Genomic DNA, 19,453 nt, shown 5'->3' with positions numbered 1-19,453 from the left:
ACCAGTACGACAATGCCATTGTTCAATACAGTGCGATGGATAGGCGATTTTTGCAGCAAGGTTGTCATTTGTCCTTTGTCCTTTGTCATTTGTCAAAAACTAATGCCCCATGCCCAATACTTCTCTACGAGAGGCTGCGCCAACGACGTCGCTACTTCGACCCTTCGGCAAAGCTCAGGGCAACGCGCCGCTCAGTACAAGTCAGTACAAGTGCCCAATGCCCAACAACTAAGAGGGTTTAAGTACAGTAACCGCATAATTTTGCGGCGAGAGATACTGTTTAGCTAATTTTTGCAGTTCTTGGGCATCAAAGGACTGAATCTCCTGGGGATATGTCACAGCTAATTCAGCTTGGGCGATGGTATTGTAATATCCATAAAGCCCCGTTAGCTGATTTGGCGTTTCGGTAGAAAACGCATACTCATTACACAGCAGCCTACGTGTACGGGCAAGTTCCTGTTCACTAATTCCTCTAGTCTGCAAATCATCCAAATGAGCGCAAATTAAGCACTCAACTTTCTCCAAATTTTCTGGTTCCAACCAAGCAGTAATTGTAAATAAACTTGATTCCCGTTGTAGAGAAAAACTACTGCAAATTCCCTGTACCAATTGCAAATCTTCTCGCAAATCGCGCACTAAACGCGAAGTCCGCCCTTCTGCCAATAACACCGACAACATATCTAAACCATAGCTAGTGCGGATTTCCTCTACTCCTGGTACAAGCCACGCCATCAATAATCGCGCTTGCTCGATGCGTGCTAAACGCAGTTCTTGACGCTGAATTCCTGTTATTACTGGCTTGGCTACTTTCTCAAACTGCGGACAATTCGAGCGTTCGGCAAAATCAGCAAATGAATGATTTACCATTTCCCAAGCTGGTTGCTGGCCTATACCCCCGGCAATTACCACCGTCATGTTTTCTGGCTGATAGTGAGTGCGGTGAAAACAACGCATTGCTTCTGGCGATTGCTGCATCAGTTCTTGCTCAGTACCTAGCACCGAACGTCCGTAAGGATGGCGCTGGTAGATGCTTTGAATCAGAGTTTGGAATCCTATCCAGTCGGAATCATCATGACAAGAGCGAATTTCCTCTAGCACCACGTCCCGTTCGCAGCTAAATTCATCTTCTGGAATTGCCGCATTCAGCAGGAGTTCTCCCAAATAGGGCAGAGTATCTTTTAAATCAGGGGCAGCTGTGGTCAGCGAATAATGAGCATAATCATAGCTTGTTGCCGCATTACTCACGCCACCCCGGTTTTCAACTTTGTAATCGAACATTCCAGGGGGTAGCGTCGCCGTACCTTTAAAAATCATGTGTTCTAAAAAGTGCGCCATGCCAAACCACGGTTCTGGCTCTAGGCTTGCTCCAGCACGCACCCAAACATCCGCCACAACTACAGGGGTAGTGGGAATCTCTTGATGAATAAAAGTTAAACCACTCTCTAGTCGGTAGACCGAGGCTGGAAATACGGTATTAGTTAGTTGTTTTAACAATTTTTTGTAGCTTTAACCACAATTTTACGCAATTTTGTCATCTTAACTCTGAACGATACTTAATTTAGAATCAAGTTATACAGATTTTATTTTTATGATTATTTTTATCAAATTAGGACTTACGCAAAATATCTCTCAAACTCTGATTTCCACCGTTCACGTAGCGTCTCCCCTTCTCCCAAAGGGAAAGGCTAGCGCCTTCCCTTCGGAACGCTATGCGAACGCGGAGCGTCTCGTAGAGAAGGGAGAAGTTCAGAGACCCTCGCGGACTCGCTACCGCTACGCTAACGGCAAAAGCCGCCGCTGCTACTTCTCTTGTATGTCCTCTGTGCCTCTGTGGTAGCCTGCGGCAAGCCGTTTTACCTCTACGTTATTTCGTAACTTGTGCATAAGTCCTAAAATAAATGGTCTAAAACACCGTCCTTGTAGGACAGCTTTATATTAATTTAATAGAGAGGTCACGTTTTGAATTTCTCATTTGTCCTAATAAGTCATAACTGATTTTAAAATAATTCGTCATGACCTTCGCGGAGTTGCTAACGTCATTAAGTTTTGTTGTTCTTGACTTAAACCCCCAGAATTAGTTAATTAGGATGATTGCGATCGCAATCATCACAAGTTAAGATGAAATCAGTTTTGTTTATCAATAGTAATTACGCTGTAAATCAGCCCACAGATAGAGTTTAAAATTTAGATTTATATTGAATTTTTAAGGAAAGAATGATCAAATGATTCATAATACTCGCTTTTGGCGAGAAGCAAGCTACGTAATTCATAATTCGTAATTAAGAGGGTGAGAACTACTACCAAAATCTCTAATTTGGTTGTCAATAAGACAGTGGAAGGTAGAGAGCAAGCACTGATTGCAACGAAAAATGACTTTGACGCGACGCCGAATAGCCCGCACTTCTCTACCAGACGCTGCGCGTAGCTTGCTTCCACGTACTCCTGCGGAGGACAAACTACGCGTAGCGTCCAGTAGGGAAGTGAGTCGTACAGCAAGTGGTACAGTGAGCTTGCTAAACTGCTCAGTGATCACCGTAGGCATTGCCAGCTTAAAAATTTTCTTTTCTACCACGATTTTCAGTGTTGAGCAACCGACTGAGAAGAAGACAGATTGGCTCATGAGCAGCGATGAAATGTGGGATAGTCCTGCGGAGTCGCTGCGCGAACAATCCACGATGAATCAGGCTCTTAATATGATCAATGAAGAACGAGAACCCATACACACGCCAGCTTCCATCCAGCCGCATGGTCTGTTATGTGTCCTTTCCGAATTAGATTTCGGCATTACGCAAGTGAGTCTAAATGCTAGAGATATTTTAGGGATTGCCCCCGAAAACCTGATTAATCGCCCCTTAGAAGATTTTATTGAGCGCGATCGCATTGTCGAAATTAGAGCTTGCCTCGATCCCACCTCTGAGCAAACCAATCCGCTCAATCTTTGGGTAACAGTAGATGATGGTTCTGCACGGTTCTTTAATGGCATCGTTCACCATGCCATCAGTGGTGAGGTGGTGCTAGAACTGGAACCGATCGCAGCAACTGCTAAACGCGACTTTACCCAGTCTTATCGCAACATCAAAGACACCTTAGCAAAAATTCAGGTAACAAAAGACCTTTCTGAACTGTGCAATCTGATCGTCAAGGAAGTGCGACAGATTACGGGGTTCGATCGCGTCATGGTTTATCGCTTTAATGAAGATGGAGATGGCACGGTCATTGCTGAAGACAAGCAAGCCGATTTAGAAGCTTTTTTAGGATTATATTATCCTGATAGCGACATTCCGCAACGGGCAAAACACCTTTATATGCTCAACTGGTTGCGTTTGCTGCCCGATGTCAACTACCAGCCCAGTGGTTTACTCACAGGTATGCAGGCAACTGAGCCTGTGGCTCTCCTCGATATGAGCCATTGCGTGTTGCGGAGTATGTCACCCTGCCACATTAAGTATTTGCAGAACATGGGTGTCGGGGCTTCGATGTGTATTTCGCTCCTCCAACAGCAACGGCTATGGGGGATGATTACCTGCCATCACAACACGCCCAAATTTGTGCCTTACGAAATTCGCACGATTTGCGAGTTTCTCGGTCAACTCATGTCTACGGAGCTATCGGTTAAGGAAGCCACTCAAAACCTTGATTATAAACTGCGGCTCAAAGCAACCCAGGTGCAGTTTGTCAATCGCTTGACGAATGCGACAGACTTTTTGCAAGCACTTGAAGATTCTCCTGACGATTTGCTTTACCTCACGGGCGCACGGGGCGCTGCGGTTTGCGAAGGCGATGCCTACGGTGACAAGCTACGCATCGCCATGATTGGCAACACTCCTGGCAAAGAAGACTTGATTGATCTGTTGGCGTGGTTACCCGATCACTTTAACAACGATCTATTTGTGACCGACTCTCTGCCCAGCCTCTACCCGGCTGCTAAAGCCTATAAAAATGTCGCCAGTGGTTTACTGGCGATGGCAATCTCAAGAACTCAACATCGTTATGTTCTGTGGTTTCGTCCCGAATTTTTGCAAACCGTCACTTGGGCAGGCAACCCTGATAACCCCAAGCATATTGAAGCTGATGGGAGTTTGACTTTTTCCCCGCGTCAGTCTTTTGCAGCCTGGCAGGAAACAGTGCGACTCAAGTCTCTTGATTGGTTGCAGTGCGAAATTGAAGTGGCGATCGAACTACGGAGTTTAATTGTGGATGTGATTCTGGCTCAGTCGGACGAAATGGCAAGAGTCAATTTAGAACTGGAACGCAGCAATATAGAGTTGGATTCCTTTGCTTATATTGCTTCCCACGATCTCAAGGAGCCGTTGCGAGGGATTCACAATTACTCTAATTTCTTGATGGAAGACTACGCCCAAGTGTTGCCCGAAGACGGGATCGCCAAATTGCAAACGGTGGTGCGTCTGACTAAGCGCATGGACGATCTGATTAGCTCGCTAATGCACTATTCTCAGTTAGGACGGAGTGAACTGTCGCAGGAGGTGGTGAATCTCAACGTTTTGGTGCAACAGACGATCGAAACGCTCAAGATTAGTCAGCCCCAGAAAGCGATTGAGTTTCGTCTACCCCAACCCCTGCCGACGATTCGCTGCGATCGCTCTCAGATTAGCGAGTTATTCACCAATCTGCTCGGCAACGCAATTAAATATAACGACAAAGCCGAGAAATGGGTTGAAATTGGCTTTGTCGAATCGAAAAAAGTGGGGAATAAAGACCAGATTTCTCATACTCTCTACATCCGCGACAACAGCATTGGCATTGCCCCTCAACACCTCGAACGGATTTTTGAGATATTCAAGCGACTTCATCCGCAAGACCAATATGGAGGGGGTACGGGAGCGGGTTTAACCATCGTCCGAAAAATTGTTGAGCGCCATCAGGGTAAAATTTGGGTAGAATCTACGCTAGGTGAGGGCAGTACGTTTTACTTCACTTTATTGGAAGCGGTGAAACCATGATTCCATCTTCAGGCATCCCCCCTGTGCAACACCCGCTTTTGCTGATAGTTGAAGACAGCAATGAAGATTTTGAAGCGTTTGAGCGTTTTATGCGCCAATCCTCCCTAGTTATCCCCGTCTACCGATGTCTAAATGGCGACCAAGCTCTGGCGTTTCTCTATCACACCGATCGCTATACTGATCCTGAGAGTGCCCCCCGTCCGGGGCTAATTTTGCTCGACCTGAACTTGCCCGGAACAGATGGACGAGAGGTGCTGCGGCGAATTAAACAGGATGACAATCTCAAATCGGTGCCCGTAGTCATCTTTACCACCTCGAATAACTCCAAAGACATCGAAGCCTGCTATCAGCAAGGGGTGAATAGCTATATCATCAAACCAATGGATTTCGGTCTGTTAAAGCGAAGTATCCAAACGTTACTAGATTATTGGTTTGACATCACGATGCTTCCCAACAATTCCCTAGAAAAAGGTTAATCATGAGTCAAACCCAACGCACCGTTTTAATTGTGGATGATAACCCAGAAGACTGTGAAGTGTATCGACGGTATCTACTGGGGGATGAAGAGTATCATTATACCGTCGTGGTAGCAGGCTTAGGACAAGCGGGGTTGGCGTTATGTCAGCAGCACCAACCAGATATTGTGTTGCTAGATTACCGCCTGCCAGATATAGATGGTCTAGAATTTCTCGCCCAATTAAAAGCCCAAACTCAGCAGATTGTCTTACCTGTGATTATCTTGACCGGCAAAGGGAATGAGGTTATCGCAGTCCAATCGATGAAAATGGGGGCGCAGGACTATCTGGTAAAAGAGCAAGTCACCCCACATGGTCTACGATTGGCGGTCAATGGAGCCATTCAAATAGTGCAGTTACACATCCAACTGCACTATCAAATTGAATTAGAACAAGCGGCTCGATCTGAAGCCGAAAAAGCTAATCGCATCAAAGATGAATTCCTGGCATTACTCTCCCATGAGTTGCGATCGCCCCTCAATCCCATTCTGGGCTGGGCAAAGCTCTTACAAAATGGCAAACTGGACAAAGCCAAGACTGCCTACGGATTGGCAACAATCGAACGCAATGCCAAGCTGCAAGCTGAATTGATTGAAGATTTGCTCGATGTCTCCCGGATTCTGCAAGCAAAACTCAGCCTGAAGATGAATCCAGTCAATCTAGTTGCGACGATTGCACTCGCACTCGAAACAGTGTGCCTAGCAGCCGAAGCGAAGTCTATTGAAATAGAGACAAAGCTGGCTGCTGAAGTGGGACAGATAGTGGGCGATGGGACTCGCTTGCAGCAAGTAATTTGGAATTTGCTCTCCAATGCCGTCAAATTCACGCCTGAAGGCGGTCGAGTTACAGTGCAGTTAGAGGCAGTGGGCAATCAAGCACAAATCAGCGTTGTGGATACAGGTAATGGCATTTCGGCTGATTTTTTGCCTCATGTATTTGACTATTTTCGCCAAGCAGACAGCTCAACGACTCGTAAATTTAGCGGCTTAGGGCTAGGTTTGTCCATCGTCCGTCACCTGGTCGAACTGCATGGCGGCACGGTTTGGGCAGAGAGTCGCGGTGAAGGATTAGGAGCCACCTTTAAGGTAACACTGCCACTCATGCCGATTCAGCCAGGGCTAAAATCAGACCTTAATTTATCAAAGCGATCGCCCAATTTAAGTGGGGTTCGAGTTCTGGTTGTGGAGGATGAAGCCGACTCACAGGAATTCATCGCTTTGGCCTTAGAGCAGGCTGGCGCAAGTGTGATCACAGCCCCGACCGCAGTCCAAGCTTTTACTGCGATCACCCAATCTCAGATCGATATCCTATTGAGCGATATTGGCATGGCGGATATAGATGGCTATATGCTGTTGCGCCAGATTCGAGCGCTCTCACCAGAGCAGGGTGGGAATGTTCCGGCGATCGCTCTCACTGCCTATGCCGGAGATTTGAATCAACAGCAGGCATTGTCCGCCGGCTTTCAGGTGCATCTGTCTAAACCGATTGATCTAGAGCATCTGGTCAAAGCGATCGCTCAAGTAGTGCGAAGAACCAGCAGTACTAGATGAGTGTGGAAGAGGAGCGAATAATTTTAAGTTCACCGCGACGCCGTTTTACCTAAGTTTATGACCTGGTTTAACCAGGTGGGAACTAAATTCCTCGTTTAAAGTTTCCGGGTACATGCCCGGTTTACTGCTACGAGAACTGTTTGGCTCCCTTGTCTTTAAAGGCATAGATCAAAAAACTTGATGGCAGTCACCAACGTCGTAGTGCAACTCCCTCATTATAGCTTTCAAAAATATGTTGTGTGTCTAATATCGAAAGTTTCTCAGGGAGCATCTCACTTTGGGAAATAAGTAGGTGTAGTTGCCCGGACATCATATTACACCGATATTTGCAAAAGTTCAGATGCTCCCGTTTGTAATCAATTTACCTGGGATACCAGATAGATTCTATCCTATGGGCAATGGGGTACGCCGATTCTCTATTTTGATTATCCAGCAAAACGGTGACATGTCCCAACTTTCGCCCAGGACGTGATTCTGTCTTCCCATACCAGTGAACGTGCGCCTGGGGAATCTCTGCTATTTGTTGACGCTGGCTGTGGTAGTCGCTGTGAGAATTTTCATACCCCAGTAGGTTGACCATCACAGCGCCAGCACACTGCAAAGCCGCTTTTCCCAAAGGTAAACCACAAACGGCTCTTAGGTGTTGCTCAAACTGAGAGGTTTCACAGGCATCAAGGGAAAAATGCCCAGAATTGTGAGTACGGGGGGCAATTTCATTTACCAGGATTTTGCCATCAGTACTGAGAAATAGCTCAATTCCCAAAATTCCGACTACTTCTAGGCTATTTAATAGAGTATGTGCGATCGCGTGTATTTCTGCTACTTGATTGGGCGTAATCTCGGCTGGCGCAATCACCCGCCGACAAACTTGTTGTTCTTGTTGGGTTTCTACTACTGGGTAAGTTACAATTTCTCCCTCTACAGAACGCGCTGCAATTATTGCTAGTTCTCTTTCAAAAGGGACAAATTCTTCTAACAAGAAAAGTGATTGATTTAAAGTTTTTGTTGTGGTTTCATAACTTAGCTTTTGCTCTAAAGTAGCAAAATCCGTAATTATGAAAGTCCCCTGACCATCATAACCGTGGCGTCGGGATTTCAGTACTACTGGAAAACCTAGATATTCTATTTTTGATTTGAGATTTTCCGTCTGGTCAAGGGCGAAAAATTGAGGAACTGGTAAGCCCAAGTCGCTTAGATAGCAGCGTTGGTGATATTTATCTAAAAGAGGAGCTAAGGCTTCTAATCGTGGACGGAAACAAACACCTTGCTGTGCTAAAACAGATAAAGCTTGCAGGTTAACAAACTCGTTTTCAAAGGTGATGATATCACATTTTTGAGCTAATATTTCTGTAGCACTGGCCTCATCTACCGGAGCGAAAACGATTTCTTGGGCAATTGACACAGCCGGGTCGTTTTCATTAGGAGTTTGTATTACCAATTCTACTCCTAGCTTCTGTGCTGCATCCGCCATCATCCAGGCAAGTTGTCCGCCACCAATTACACCAACACGCTTCATTGACATCCTAGAGAATCACGAGTTTGCACGCCTGTTTTAGAATTCACACCACTGGCTTTTAGACACAGTTCTTTGATTTGCACCCTATCCAAAATTGCATCTGTAAAATCTGCACCGTCTATATTCACATCATTAAATATGGCGCGGAGCAAAAGAGCTTCTTTGAAAACTGCATCGCTCAAATCTGCCTTAGTCAAGTTTACCTGATCAACCATTGCATTCGTTAAATCTGCTCCGTGAAGATTTACTTTTGTCATCACCGAAGCGCTCATGACTGCTCCCCGCAAGTCAGCGTTTGCAAAGTTAGCCAGTTCCATGTTGGCGTTAGAAAACTCCGCAGCTTGCAAACTTTCACCAGAAAAATCGCGTCTTGACAACTCTGCATTGCTAAATGACAGTGGATGAGTCCAATCTACTGCCAGTGCGGGAGCAGCTACGCACCATATAATAATTCCTAGAAGGAATGCCAACCCTTGTCGCCAAAACATATCGAGAGCCAATTTGGTGTCTAATCACTGCATTTAAGCTTACCGCATTTGAATATTAGCAAGACTGGATCATCCTAATTGAGACTTGCAGACGTTTAGTTAGAGAGCGGCAATATAGGAGCGATCGCAGTCAATATATAGCGTTTTTTAAGCAACTGAGGTACACTCAAATCTTTTTTACCAAGGTTAGTAACTCTGAAAATGTACCTCACTAGGTCGGGAACGACTATATTTCAGACATCACGCCCTTTGAAAAAATTATAGATAGCAAGTCCAATGGCTAAAAGCAACAGTGCATGAATTAAATTTCCAGCAATATGAAGTGCCAGTCCTAATCCCCAAAAAGCAATCAGTACAACAACAATACCCCAAAGTATATTGAACATATATTTGCTCTGAGTCCAGTAAGTTTTAATTTGCTCATATATTTTACTCCTAGCTTGACTTTAATTCTATTTATCCTCAGAGAGAGGTATATAAATAGGACTTATGCAAAACTACACGCAGTCTAGAGCAATACTTTTCGGGTAAGCCTAAATTACTCCCTCATAGTCTGGGTATTGGTTTTGGGGTAAAGGCTAAATTCCAAAAGCTTTAGCAGAACCTATCGCTGTTGATAAAGGTAAAACTTGAAATTCCTAACTCTAAAGAAATGATTTAGCCGGATGACGCAATCTCTACATGGATTACGCCCACGCTTGTTGATTTGTTCACAATTCTTCATTTTAGATTTGAATTTTCGGATATAAAGAGTTTTATTGAGCAGTAATACTTACTGACTTATTTACAATTCTTGACTTTCAATTTCTAAAGTAAAGTTTATTGTATTTCAAAGTAAACAGCCCCGCTCACCTGCTAATCTTTTAATTAATGAAAGCAAGGTTTGAGCGTAATTATATGCGTCTCAAGTGCTTAACAAAGTTTAAAAGTTGGATAATTAGCGTTAATTTTATAGCGATTAGTTAGTTCTTGAGGAATCTCTAAGAGTTTATATTCACCCAGTACACACCTTACATAAACTAAACTCCGAAACCCGATGATGAATCATTACTCACTTCAATGGATTGAGGCATGGTGCCAAGAAAATGGTTGGACAGATTTATTTGTCGAGCGACGTAACAACTTCTGGGCTTTCCCTCCGGGTGGGGTAATGCCGGAACCAATTCCAGTTCATGTTCTGAGATTAATTAAAGCCGAAAAGGGATTGACTTTTGAAGAACGATTGTGGTCGATGTCCGCAGTAATTTGCACAATCCTAGCTGTTTTTTTTACCTTTGGCTTCCAGTCTCCGATGCCATTAGTTTTGGCTTTTGCTTTTAACGCCGTTACGGTGGCTCAATTTGAACTTGAAGATGCCTAAATTCTTATTTTGGGCTTTGCTATTAAAAACTGCTCTTGTCTACTTTTAGCAAGAGCAGTTTTTAATTTTAGAAAAAGAGACGAAATCACCACAGTTTCGGCTAAAGATTATTAGTTACTAATTATCGATTCACCAATGCAGCTTCTAAAATTCTGATTCTTTGTTAGCGCACAGATGCGTAGCAGTGGCGTTAGCGACTACGATTCAGCAACACATGAGCTATTTCATGCATCAGATTTGATTCATATCGTGCAGCTGCATGACGAGGGTTGTATACAATCCAGAGCGGGCGATCGCTTCACAACGTTGCCTAAATTCAGGCGATAGACTTTGAATTAATGACATATCTTTAGGATCTTGCTTCAATTCGCGATCATTTTGAGACAAATAGCGATAGGCTGCTTTAACTAAAGATGCTAAAGCATTGGCGATCGCTGGATCAAGGTTTTTGTCATCATTGTCTCCAGAGCATTGATACGCACGTTGAAAACAGGAAATCAAAGACTAGACAGGCTAATTGATTCTCTATCCACAGTCGCTAAAATGCCCCGCAATCTCACGGTGCAATCTCCTAACCCCGTAGATGACGCCGCCAAGATCATGAATGATTTTTCACAGGGGCAGGTTGTGGCGGCAGGGTTGTGAGGTTATGAAAAACTTTTTATAAGAACAGACTTAGATATATTAAGATTAGTAAACAGGAATCGTTATTTTTCGTCTTAAATTTGTAGCTTACTAAAAACGTGAGGTTATACTGCACTTGAGTAATCTATGACACGCCGTCAGTATAGTAATCCACCAATAGAAGAGGCAATCTGTGAGTTTCGCTTTGCTCCTGGACAAGCATGGAATTTTACAATACCAGGCTTGTTCTATGAAAAAGTAAGAGATTTATACACAGGTGAACCACACCAGCAAAGCTTAATAACAACGGAATTTAAATTTGGGCGGGTGCCGCCTGCAAAGCCTGAGATTACGGTAACACAAGAGCTGCCCAAGTTTTTGTTCCCTTCCGCCGATGCTGCCAAATTAGTAGGTGTGGGGCCTGATGCACTGAGCATCCATAGCCTTCGCCCTTATGAAGGGTGGGATGAATTTAGTTACAGAATTGATCAGGCATACCAATTTTATTTAGAAGTTGCTAAACCTGTTGGCATAACCCGTATTTCTCTTCGCTACATAAATCGAATAGTTATTTCACCTGATGAGGCAGTTGACCTTAGTGAGTATTTCAATATATATCCTCAATTCCCGGATAGCCTTCCAAGCAACATATCAGGATTGGTGACGCGAACTGAATCAATTTATGAAGATATTCCAATTAGGCTAGTAATAACCTTATCAGATGCCGAACCACCATCTGAACAAGTTGTATTTATACTTGATTTGGATATTTCTCAAACCTGGATAGAAAAGCCTTTATCCCTTAAAGAAGTGCTTTCTAATTTACATGAATTAAAGAGTAGAGAAGGACAAGCCTTTGAGAGTTTGATTACTGATCGCACAAGGGAGTTATTCGATGTCAAGTAAAGCCGCCTATTACACAAAGGACGAACGTCGCAATTCAGAGACAACAGCGCTATCTCAGATACGCGGCAAATTAACCCAACTTCCGCTTTCTCAATCAGCAGAAGGCTTGCAAAGTGCATCGGTTGTGCAAAACGCCAATCTTGTTATTCTTGCCACAGACAGAACATCAACCGTGGGGAGTTGGAAATATCGGTCTAAGATAGCTGCTTCTTCAGTTCAAAGGGCCAAAGCTATCTCTGAGCAATCTGATAATTATGCAGTCCTGGAACTTTCAAGCTGGAGCTATTCACCAGCTCACAAAACTCACAGAAGAATTGCTGAACTAGGATCTGACAATGAAACCTATAAATACACCATAGAATGGTTGAAGCAACTACGCAAGCTTGTTGCTGCTGACCAAATGTGGTGGGGTGAACCACTGGTAAATCTGAGCTTTGACTCAGAAATAGTTTTTGAGTGGTGGCACGGAACCAAAAAGTTAACTGTTTATATTCTGGGAAATACCGCAGAATACATCAAAGTTTGGGGGACTGACATTGACAATGAAATGGAAGACGGCACGTCTTCATCACCTGCTGAACTTACGGATCTCTGGAAATGGCTAGTTTCATAGAGGTTTGCAGTGAGCGATGTGGTTACAGATGATGAGCTATTGTATCGGTGCATTTTTTGTGGATTAGACAAATATTACCGTATTGGAGAGTTTGGATTGGAACTTAGCTCACAAGCTTTTACAGATAGAAATCAAGCTCCTTCTGTTGACAGAGCAAAGCTTCGTGGTTATGATCCACAATACACGCAGAAAAACCCAGATGATGGTGTAGTGAGCTTAATTGCTGGCGAAGTTCGGATGATAAATGTTTCTCAAAACGATCAAAAAGGCAAGCCAGTTTTAGATTATAAAATTGATGTCTGTCCAAGACCAACAGACGAGAATCCATCTCACGCACAAATTGAGCCATCTCCTAGTTACACGAACAAAGGAACTTTTAAAAAAGTTGCAGAAAAGCTGGCACGGCTTGCAACCGAGAGAATCAAGAAAGAGAATTGGGAGATTAAGCCACAGGATTTACCAACCTAGTCCTTCCCAATATCCTTATCATCTGTCCACATTCACTTAAAACACCACTCGACACAGTGGTGTTTTTGTTTGAGCTTGCGATCGCCCTATCGAGGGGTGATGAAAGATTTTTCAGCACGCTAGCTAAACAATTTTTCAACCACTGTGCTTTGCTACCATATATAGCAATCGCCAAAGCTGTTAGGACAGTTGGCGGGAAACGCCCCTTCAACAGCGTACTTTGTGATTTTATTGCTGTCCTAAGCTACCTGTCCGTTGCTATATATGCACTTGTGGACGATAGTTCACCAGCTTTACGTCCTTGCCAGCAAAAGCCTTCAAGTATTCTGGGAGGTTATTTTCCACCAGGTCTGCCTTTTCAACGCGCTCAACCCAGTAGATAATTGCCGTATAATCTTTGCCAACAAACCGCGCTAATCCACCATGCGACATTCCAGATAAGCCAGTTTTTTTAACTGTGAAATATTCTATCCCGTCTTCGTCATATCGCAACAATTGTTCAGACGAATATTTACGTTGATTCATGTGTAATCTAGGTAATTTGACAGTCTACTTTCCTACTAGCAAAAGTTGCTTGCAAGTGAAATACCAAAACAAAACTAAGCATTCAATAAGTCTGCGTGATGTTAAAAGCAGGCAATTGAAAAGTAATATGGTATCGAACTAAACTAGCTTTAAGGCTTTGAGTTAGATACTTTATTTAGAGGTATCAAATGTTTTATTTTCCTTCCGTATAAAGACAAGCAGTTTTAAAAGTCTCTAAGCCTTATTGATTCCGGTTTCCCAAATCTTGAGCAGTTCAAGCGCCGATTTACCGCCAAGTTTTTCCACTTCCTGCTCAACCTTCATGGTTTGATGACGAAGGTTAGTCCATTCTTTCATCTTCGCTACTAAATCTTCAGCAACTTGCGATACAGTGTTTTCGCTTGATACCTGTTGGGTAGATGTGGATGCATCCATAGTCTCGTTTTCAATTTTGTGATTTGCTGTGAAGTGATTAGCAGAAATATTAGAAGATAACTTTTAAAGGCTGTTGTTTACAAAAAGTAATTTTACCCTTTATTAATGACTCCTGTGCTATGGAAGAAGAAAAGTTAGATATTCTCTATCGGGCTTTCTTTTTGAGAACTGACACAGGTTTAGCTTTTGCTGGTGGCTACTACGTAGGCTCTGTAGCCGGGAGCCAGTGTGGAAAAGTATCTGGTGTAAGTGGAGTGCGTGGTCTACTCTTTGCTTGAGTGCTGAGTTAGAAGTTGGGAATTAATAGTTAGCGATTAGGTATTATGTATTGGGAAGAATTCAGTTCCCAATGCTCAATACCCAATTCAATAAGCTTGTAATGAACATTTGCTGGATGCTAACGTCTACAAGGTGACATAGGATTTGGAGTGATTTTTTTAACCATGAAGCCCAGACACAAAGTAGCTTATAGCTTGACATCGCTGATCAGTCTCAATTTAATATCTAGCTTAGTTGCATTTGATTGGGCGAACGCCACACCACCAAGAACCCCAGACAAAAGTGTTAATTGCGAGATTTTAGTTGTAGGTGGTGGACTATCTGGCGTAGCCACAGCTTACGAGGGGTTGCTAGCAGGACGAACCGTTTGCCTCACGGAAATTACTGACTGGCTGGGAGGACAAATTTCTGCTCAAGGGACATCTGCGTTAGACGAACGCCCAACTCAGCGAGCTCTCAAATTCTATTCTCGCGGCTACCTAGAATTGCGAAACCGGATTGGGCGCAAATACGGTAAACTTAACCCCGGTAACTGTTGGGTAAGTGAATCTTGCTTTCTTCCCAGCGATGCTCACACCATTTTGACTCAGATGCTCAAAGATGCTGAGAAAAAGGGCAAAGGAAAGTTGCAATGGTTTCCCAACACAGTAATTAAGGATTTGGAAATCGCTGCTGATGGCAAAATAATTAATAGTGCGATCGCAATCCAACATCAACCAGCAAAAGGCGCACCACCTCTTAATACTTTTACTTTATCTCAAAGTATTGAAGATGCCTATAGCTACGAAAACTCATCTCGGTTTACTAAAACTATTCTCCGTTTTATCCCCAAGGAAGCGAAAGGTGATGCTCCTAAATGGTACGTCGTAGACACCAGCGAAACTGGAGAAATTATCGCCCTTGCTGATGTTCCCTATCGATTAGGGATTGATGCCCGTTCCTACCTAGAACCTTCTGCTTCCAGCAGCAACAACGACCCTTATTGCCCTCAAGGTTTTACCTACACCTTTGCAATGGAGGCAACCAAGGAACCACAACCGCAGACGATGCCCCCATTTTATTTAGAATACGCGCCATATTTCAGTTATGAATTAACGCGACTGGCTAACTTTGATTTAGTTTTCGCCTATCGTCGGATTTGGAGTCCAAACAAAGGCAAACCTGCAAAATTCGGGGGTGTAAATTTTACTGCTGCGACACCAGGGGACATCTCAATGCAAAACTGGACTTGGGGTAACGACTACCGCCCCGGAACAGCTAACGATAACCTAATTTACAGTCGCCAACAGTTACAAGCTACTGGGCAGTTAAAACCAGGGGGCTGGATGGGGGGACTGCGGACAGAAACCCTCCGCAAGGCTGAGGAAAATGCCCTATCTTTCTATTACTGGTTGGTAGCTGGGATTACAGATTCCCGATTGGGGGAGGGTATAAAGCAGCAGCAAGCCAATAATCGCTTGTTGTCAGGGCTAAATTCCCCGATGGGGACAGTGCATGGCTTATCGAAATATCCTTATATGCGCGAAGGACGGCGGATCATTGGCCGCCCCAGTTGGGGACAACCCGAAGGCTTTAGTATTGGGGAAATTGATATTTCTCGCCGAAATTATAATGATGAGTATTACTCCAAGACTCTGCCAGCAGATATGTATCGCAGGCTACGAGCAGCCCTTGCCGGTTTGGAAGCAGTATCAGTAATTGACGGTAAAATTTCACCAGACAAGGCAATGCGACGAACTCGTTCTACCATCTTCCCCGACGCTGTGGGTATTGGTCACTACGCGATAGATTTCCATCCTTGCATGGTGAATAGTCCCCCAGAAGCCCCTGGTAATACAGAACATCCAGGCGAAAGGCTTGGTGCTGGTCAAGCTTATCCCTTCCAAATTGCTCTGAGGGCGATGATTCCTCAGAAAATTGACAATTTGCTGGTAGGAGGTAAAAGCATTGCTACTAGTCATATTGCTGCTGCTGCCTATCGGGTACATTCCTTTGAATGGTCATCTGGCGCAGCTGCGGGAACAGTTGCTAGTTTTGCCATCAAAAATGCGATCGCACCTTACCAACTAATCGATGACTTACCCAAACAAGAGCTACAACTGGAAGCGCTCAAACGGCTTTTGCAACAAAATGGTAATCCTACCGCTTTCCCAGATACATCTATTTTTAACGAAAACTGGGATAATTGGAAATAGGGCATGGGGCATGGGGCATGAATTATTCTTAACTCCTAACTCCCCAGACAATAGACTAAACTAGTTATGTGAACTACCGCGCCGTAAGACGGACCGGGCTTCCCAATTCATCGGGAACAGCCTCCAGGACTTCGTAGTACTAGAAAGTCTGACATTCTCTCCTCTTGTCAGGAGTCCTGGTTCCCAAGACCCAAATCTTTTACCCTGAGCGAAGTCGTTGGCGTTCGCGTTAGCGTCTCTGAAAGAGAAGCCTCTCGTTGGCGCAGCCTCTCGAAGAGAAGAGAAGGGTTCTCTTACAACATATACCTATAAGAAAAGGTTTTCGCTTATGGCATTGATGGTCAAGACATTAACTATCTTATCAGAAAATCGTAGGGATTCGTCATACATAAGCGTATTTGTTTTTGCTGACCCAAAAAAACAATACTGGATGCAATCCTCACTTCGTGACGCTGTTCGCGTTCACCCCCCGCTCACAATACCTACCATTAGAGTACATTGTTCGCGTAGCGGACGCACCAGAAGGTGGGGACTTCCGCGACACGTTAATATTTGTAAAATTATCTTGCCCAATTGTTCTATGGTTACGACACTTTCAGCCGATGTTTACGGGATGGCCACAGCACCAACTATAGCTCCTGAACGGTCTAATCAAGTTACCAGCAAGCCGTATCCAAATTACAAAGTGATTGTATTAAATGATGATTTTAATACATTCCCACATGTGGCTGAATGTTTGATGAAATATATTCCGGGGATGACTGGCGATCGCGCCTGGGATTTGACTAATCAGGTACACTATGAAGGTCAAGCGATCGTCTGGGTTGGTCCCCAAGAACCTGCGGAACTCTATCACCAGCAGCTGCGCCGAGCAGGTTTGACAATGGCACCTCTAGAAGCAGCTTAATCATCATGGGCAAACCCACCGTAGATCCCCTCCGAGCGGCTTCGCAAAAAGCTGCTAGACTGGTTTGGAATCACTCAACACATCTTTCTGGTCTCATCCCGATTTTAGAACGTCTTTGTCGGCACGATGGCATCCAAACCGTGACGCCGGGAGTGATTGGGCGGGCAAGAGGTCATTGTCCAAAAATGCAACTGCGTGTCTCAGTACCGATTCGCGGTGGCTATAAAGTAATTGCACGGCAGGGAAAGACGGTACAAGAGGTATTTATTTTAACCACTTTGCCGCAGTTGGAACTAGAAATGGCATTAGCGATCGCGATGAAATCTTAATCATGCCCGATGCCCAATTCTCAAGGACTATTCCTCAACACGATGTACTGCAAATTTGTGTAGTGGCAGACTAACAATACAAGAAAAAGTTAAAAAATATGACAGAGCTGTAGTTATTCTCAAACTCATGACTACAGATTCCCAGTCGGGTAAAACTATTTTCTCTATGCCAAAGGCTACACAATAAACTAGCCAGTAAGTAAAGCTCATTCTAAACAGAATCCGCTCTGTTTCTTCCACATCATTTTTTTGCTGCTTACTGTCCCATAATAACACCAGTCCAATAATGCAAGCTACAAAGGAAACAGCAACTACAAATTCGTGACAAAATATATTTAACGAATGCATTTGTGTTTATCCCCATATTTTTCAGTTGAAATTCAGTCTAAAGTAATATTCCTTGCAGGAATACAAAATATTTACAAACCTCAATAGAGTCATGCAGTTTAGGTAAACAAATGCAACAAAAATTGTTGTTTTGCAAATTGAGATATTTTTAGTAAAAATTAAATATTTTTGTGAAGCAGGCGTTCGAGAATTAAAGATTTAGGACTTACGCACAAGAGATCCCCCAGGGCTATTTCATTCTGATCTAGTCCGCCTCAGAATGAATTCTGAGTCTAATAGCACTCATTCGTCTAAAGAGGACTAAGACTCATGTTATAGTCCGTTTTAACGGACTTTAGCTATTAGCCCTGAACTTCAGTTCTGGGCGGTTTCTGTCTAGAACGAAATAGCCCTCAGAGATCCCCCAACACCCTTAAAAAGTTGGCTCTTTGAGTTTCCCCCCAATTTATCGGGGAGCCACTGCGGTCTTCTCCCTTCACGCAGCGTCTCCAAGAGTTGGGGAGACACTAAAAGCGATAGTGCCACGGAGAGCGAGTCTGTGAGCGTCTGGGGTCTTCCCAAGTAGAGCAAGTGGCATGGGTTAGGGGGGATCGAGGTTTCAAGTTTTTAGTGCGTAAGTCCTGAGATTATTAATTGGTTTAGATTTTGGTTAAAAAACTGTTATCCAGCAACTAGCGCAGCACAGATCATAGTTTGCTGCTGGATGAATAACTGCCTGTTCAATAGATTGCAATTGTTTGAAGACAATAGCTTATAAATCTTAACAATTTTCTCCCAATGTTTCACAAGCACCAATACTCACCCAGCTGCTAGAACCATCTTCCCAATGTTCTTTCTTCCAAATAGGAGCATTGTGTTTGAGAGTATCAATAGCATACTGGCAAGCTTCAAACGCCTCACTCCGATGAGGACAACCCACTGCTACTAAAACGCTAATTTCTCCAACTTGCAAACGTCCGGTGCGATGATGAATCACTACCCGATTCACATCAGACATAGATAAGCGAATATCAGCAGCAATTTGATAAAATATCTGCAATGCCATAGGTTCGTAAGCTTGATACTCTAGAGCAATTACAGGTTTACCATCAGTTTGATTGCGAACCACGCCACTCATCATAACCACAGCACCGTTGGCTGGATCGTCAGACTTGGCATAGATTTCTTCAAGAGATAGTGGTGCAAAGCTAATGGCAAAACTATCTTCATCTCTTGGTTTAACAGCAGAAGCAAGTGTAGTCGTCATAACTGCGTTGATATAATATGGGCTTTTTCTATTGTCTGTGAACAAAAGGCTGCTGGTGTATATTTAGTTGCTCTTGCTAATGCTTTTGGGCAAAACATTGACGCTAACCGTCAGTGGTTTAAAGCCAAGGTAGGGTTGGATGTACAGGAAATGTCACGAGATATCGGGTTCGGCTCGATTTGTATGGA

The 19,453-nt window shown here is 43.8% G+C and carries 21 protein-coding genes and 1 other RNA gene; 12 read left to right on the top strand and 10 right to left on the bottom strand.

Annotated elements, in window-relative coordinates; translation table 11 throughout:
- Positions 1-242: hypothetical protein (locus ACYTXL_RS05810; RefSeq protein ID WP_461923873.1), on the top strand; the 242-nt coding region annotated here is incomplete at its 5' end.
- Here ACYTXL_RS05810 and ACYTXL_RS05805 read toward each other — a convergent pair.
- Positions 229-1,494 carry a M16 family metallopeptidase gene (locus ACYTXL_RS05805; protein ID WP_461923872.1) on the bottom strand — a complete coding sequence of 422 codons (1,266 nt, stop codon included), beginning with the start codon at positions 1,492-1,494 and terminating at the stop codon, positions 229-231. The two genes, ACYTXL_RS05810 and ACYTXL_RS05805, sit on opposite strands and share 14 nt — an antisense overlap.
- Positions 1,495-2,369: 875 nt before the next feature.
- On the opposite strand from ACYTXL_RS05805, the gene ACYTXL_RS05800 reads away from it, so the two are divergent.
- From ACYTXL_RS05800 to ACYTXL_RS05790, 3 genes are read left to right on the top strand one after another with little or no spacing between them, the layout of a single operon-like run.
- Positions 2,370-4,961: an ATP-binding protein gene (locus ACYTXL_RS05800; protein WP_461923871.1), complete on the top strand. Its 2,592-nt coding sequence runs from the start codon at positions 2,370-2,372 to the stop codon at positions 4,959-4,961.
- Positions 4,958-5,437, top strand: coding sequence for a response regulator (locus ACYTXL_RS05795; RefSeq protein WP_461923870.1), 480 nt, complete (start codon positions 4,958-4,960; stop codon positions 5,435-5,437). The genes ACYTXL_RS05800 and ACYTXL_RS05795 overlap by 4 nt, the downstream gene beginning before the upstream one ends.
- 2 nt (positions 5,438-5,439) lie before the next feature.
- On the top strand, positions 5,440-7,026 hold the full coding sequence (locus ACYTXL_RS05790) for an ATP-binding response regulator (protein WP_461923869.1): 1,587 nt from the start codon (positions 5,440-5,442) through the stop codon (positions 7,024-7,026).
- 25 nt (positions 7,027-7,051) lie between these two features.
- Here ACYTXL_RS05790 and ssrS read toward each other — a convergent pair.
- The 4 genes from ssrS to ACYTXL_RS05770 all read right to left on the bottom strand — a co-directional run bounded on the left by ssrS (position 7,052) and on the right by ACYTXL_RS05770 (position 9,416).
- Positions 7,052-7,234, bottom strand: a non-coding RNA gene (gene ssrS, locus ACYTXL_RS05785) — 6S RNA.
- 153 nt (positions 7,235-7,387) lie between these two features.
- Positions 7,388-8,542, bottom strand: coding sequence for a 5-(carboxyamino)imidazole ribonucleotide synthase (locus ACYTXL_RS05780; RefSeq protein ID WP_461923875.1), 1,155 nt, complete (start codon positions 8,540-8,542; stop codon positions 7,388-7,390).
- Complete coding sequence (locus ACYTXL_RS05775; protein WP_461923868.1) at positions 8,539-9,030, bottom strand: pentapeptide repeat-containing protein; 492 nt, start codon at positions 9,028-9,030, stop codon at positions 8,539-8,541. Before ACYTXL_RS05775 ends, ACYTXL_RS05780 begins: the two co-directional genes overlap by 4 nt.
- 233 nt (positions 9,031-9,263) lie before the next feature.
- Positions 9,264-9,416 carry a lmo0937 family membrane protein gene (locus ACYTXL_RS05770; protein WP_461923867.1) on the bottom strand — a complete coding sequence of 51 codons (153 nt, stop codon included), beginning with the start codon at positions 9,414-9,416 and terminating at the stop codon, positions 9,264-9,266.
- A gap of 650 nt (positions 9,417-10,066) precedes the next feature.
- Here ACYTXL_RS05770 and ACYTXL_RS05765 point away from each other — a divergent pair.
- Entirely contained in the window at positions 10,067-10,390 is a 324-nt protein-coding gene (locus ACYTXL_RS05765) for a slr1957 family protein (protein WP_461923866.1), read from the top strand.
- Positions 10,391-10,580: 190 nt separating this feature from the next.
- Here the strand turns inward: ACYTXL_RS05765 and ACYTXL_RS05760 are convergent, their stop codons facing one another.
- Positions 10,581-10,670, bottom strand: a complete 90-nt coding sequence (locus ACYTXL_RS05760; RefSeq protein WP_461923874.1) for an ImmA/IrrE family metallo-endopeptidase — start codon at positions 10,668-10,670, stop codon at positions 10,581-10,583.
- 491 nt (positions 10,671-11,161) lie between these two features.
- Here ACYTXL_RS05760 and ACYTXL_RS05755 point away from each other — a divergent pair, with 491 nt between their 5' ends.
- The 3 genes from ACYTXL_RS05755 to ACYTXL_RS05745 are packed head-to-tail and all read left to right on the top strand — an operon-like array spanning position 11,162 to position 13,001.
- Entirely contained in the window at positions 11,162-11,920 is a 759-nt protein-coding gene (locus tag ACYTXL_RS05755; RefSeq protein ID WP_461923865.1) for a TIGR04255 family protein, read from the top strand.
- Complete coding sequence (locus ACYTXL_RS05750) at positions 11,910-12,533, top strand: hypothetical protein (protein WP_461923864.1); 624 nt, start codon at positions 11,910-11,912, stop codon at positions 12,531-12,533. Before ACYTXL_RS05755 ends, ACYTXL_RS05750 begins: the two co-directional genes overlap by 11 nt.
- Before the next feature lie 9 nt (positions 12,534-12,542).
- Complete coding sequence (locus tag ACYTXL_RS05745) at positions 12,543-13,001, top strand: hypothetical protein (protein WP_461923863.1); 459 nt, start codon at positions 12,543-12,545, stop codon at positions 12,999-13,001.
- 258 nt (positions 13,002-13,259) lie between these two features.
- On the opposite strand, the gene ACYTXL_RS05740 is transcribed toward ACYTXL_RS05745, so the two are convergent.
- Together ACYTXL_RS05740 and ACYTXL_RS05735 are read right to left on the bottom strand one after the other, a co-directional pair.
- Positions 13,260-13,526, bottom strand: coding sequence for a hypothetical protein (locus ACYTXL_RS05740; RefSeq protein ID WP_461923862.1), 267 nt, complete (start codon positions 13,524-13,526; stop codon positions 13,260-13,262).
- A gap of 234 nt (positions 13,527-13,760) precedes the next feature.
- Positions 13,761-13,961, bottom strand: a complete 201-nt coding sequence (locus tag ACYTXL_RS05735) for a hypothetical protein (RefSeq protein WP_461923861.1) — start codon at positions 13,959-13,961, stop codon at positions 13,761-13,763.
- A 119-nt stretch (positions 13,962-14,080) separates the two neighbouring features.
- On the opposite strand from ACYTXL_RS05735, the gene ACYTXL_RS05730 reads away from it, so the two are divergent.
- The 4 genes from ACYTXL_RS05730 (at position 14,081) to ACYTXL_RS05715 (ending at position 17,671) form a co-directional block, all read left to right on the top strand.
- Positions 14,081-14,239, top strand: coding sequence for a hypothetical protein (locus ACYTXL_RS05730; protein WP_461923860.1), 159 nt, complete (start codon positions 14,081-14,083; stop codon positions 14,237-14,239).
- 165 nt (positions 14,240-14,404) lie between these two features.
- Positions 14,405-16,435: an FAD-dependent oxidoreductase gene (locus ACYTXL_RS05725; RefSeq protein ID WP_461923859.1), complete on the top strand. Its 2,031-nt coding sequence runs from the start codon at positions 14,405-14,407 to the stop codon at positions 16,433-16,435.
- 580 nt (positions 16,436-17,015) lie between these two features.
- Positions 17,016-17,342: an ATP-dependent Clp protease adapter ClpS gene (gene clpS / locus ACYTXL_RS05720; RefSeq protein ID WP_461923858.1), complete on the top strand. Its 327-nt coding sequence runs from the start codon at positions 17,016-17,018 to the stop codon at positions 17,340-17,342.
- Between the two features lie 5 nt (positions 17,343-17,347).
- On the top strand, positions 17,348-17,671 hold the full coding sequence (locus ACYTXL_RS05715; RefSeq protein WP_461923857.1) for a DUF2103 domain-containing protein: 324 nt from the start codon (positions 17,348-17,350) through the stop codon (positions 17,669-17,671).
- 27 nt (positions 17,672-17,698) lie between these two features.
- Here ACYTXL_RS05715 and ACYTXL_RS05710 read toward each other — a convergent pair whose 3' ends face one another.
- Together ACYTXL_RS05710 and ACYTXL_RS05705 are read right to left on the bottom strand one after the other, a co-directional pair.
- Positions 17,699-18,019 (bottom strand): hypothetical protein, encoded by a 321-nt coding sequence (locus ACYTXL_RS05710; RefSeq protein WP_292793085.1) that lies wholly within the window; start codon positions 18,017-18,019, stop codon positions 17,699-17,701.
- A gap of 760 nt (positions 18,020-18,779) precedes the next feature.
- The gene (locus tag ACYTXL_RS05705; RefSeq protein ID WP_461923856.1) at positions 18,780-19,265 is read right to left on the bottom strand and encodes a molybdenum cofactor biosynthesis protein MoaE; all 486 of its coding nucleotides are present in this window, start codon (positions 19,263-19,265) and stop codon (positions 18,780-18,782) included.
- Positions 19,266-19,453: the final 188 nt, after the last annotated feature.

It is taken from the genome of Nostoc sp., from assembly GCF_054880495.1.
Note: the sequence above shows the minus strand (reverse complement) of the source record. Positions and strands in the feature narration are given on the sequence as shown.

Excerpts from the sequence above, each read along its gene's own strand:
- ACYTXL_RS05800 (WP_461923871.1), top strand. The coding sequence starts at position 2,370 with ATGACTTTGACGCGACGCCGAATAGCCCGCACTTCTCTACCAGACGCT.
- ACYTXL_RS05795 (WP_461923870.1), top strand. The coding sequence starts at position 4,958 with ATGATTCCATCTTCAGGCATCCCCCCTGTGCAACACCCGCTTTTGCTG.
- ACYTXL_RS05790 (WP_461923869.1), top strand. The coding sequence starts at position 5,440 with ATGAGTCAAACCCAACGCACCGTTTTAATTGTGGATGATAACCCAGAA.
- ACYTXL_RS05780 (WP_461923875.1), bottom strand. The coding sequence starts at position 8,542 with ATGAAGCGTGTTGGTGTAATTGGTGGCGGACAACTTGCCTGGATGATG.
- ACYTXL_RS05775 (WP_461923868.1), bottom strand. The coding sequence starts at position 9,030 with ATGTTTTGGCGACAAGGGTTGGCATTCCTTCTAGGAATTATTATATGG.
- ACYTXL_RS05770 (WP_461923867.1), bottom strand. The coding sequence starts at position 9,416 with ATGTTCAATATACTTTGGGGTATTGTTGTTGTACTGATTGCTTTTTGG.
- ACYTXL_RS05765 (WP_461923866.1), top strand. The coding sequence starts at position 10,067 with ATGATGAATCATTACTCACTTCAATGGATTGAGGCATGGTGCCAAGAA.
- ACYTXL_RS05755 (WP_461923865.1), top strand. The coding sequence starts at position 11,162 with ATGACACGCCGTCAGTATAGTAATCCACCAATAGAAGAGGCAATCTGT.
- ACYTXL_RS05750 (WP_461923864.1), top strand. The coding sequence starts at position 11,910 with ATGTCAAGTAAAGCCGCCTATTACACAAAGGACGAACGTCGCAATTCA.
- ACYTXL_RS05740 (WP_461923862.1), bottom strand. The coding sequence starts at position 13,526 with ATGAATCAACGTAAATATTCGTCTGAACAATTGTTGCGATATGACGAA.
- ACYTXL_RS05735 (WP_461923861.1), bottom strand. The coding sequence starts at position 13,961 with ATGGATGCATCCACATCTACCCAACAGGTATCAAGCGAAAACACTGTA.
- ACYTXL_RS05730 (WP_461923860.1), top strand. The coding sequence starts at position 14,081 with ATGGAAGAAGAAAAGTTAGATATTCTCTATCGGGCTTTCTTTTTGAGA.
- ACYTXL_RS05725 (WP_461923859.1), top strand. The coding sequence starts at position 14,405 with ATGAAGCCCAGACACAAAGTAGCTTATAGCTTGACATCGCTGATCAGT.
- clpS (WP_461923858.1), top strand. The coding sequence starts at position 17,016 with ATGGTTACGACACTTTCAGCCGATGTTTACGGGATGGCCACAGCACCA.
- ACYTXL_RS05715 (WP_461923857.1), top strand. The coding sequence starts at position 17,348 with ATGGGCAAACCCACCGTAGATCCCCTCCGAGCGGCTTCGCAAAAAGCT.
- ACYTXL_RS05710 (WP_292793085.1), bottom strand. The coding sequence starts at position 18,019 with ATGCATTCGTTAAATATATTTTGTCACGAATTTGTAGTTGCTGTTTCC.
- ACYTXL_RS05705 (WP_461923856.1), bottom strand. The coding sequence starts at position 19,265 with ATGACGACTACACTTGCTTCTGCTGTTAAACCAAGAGATGAAGATAGT.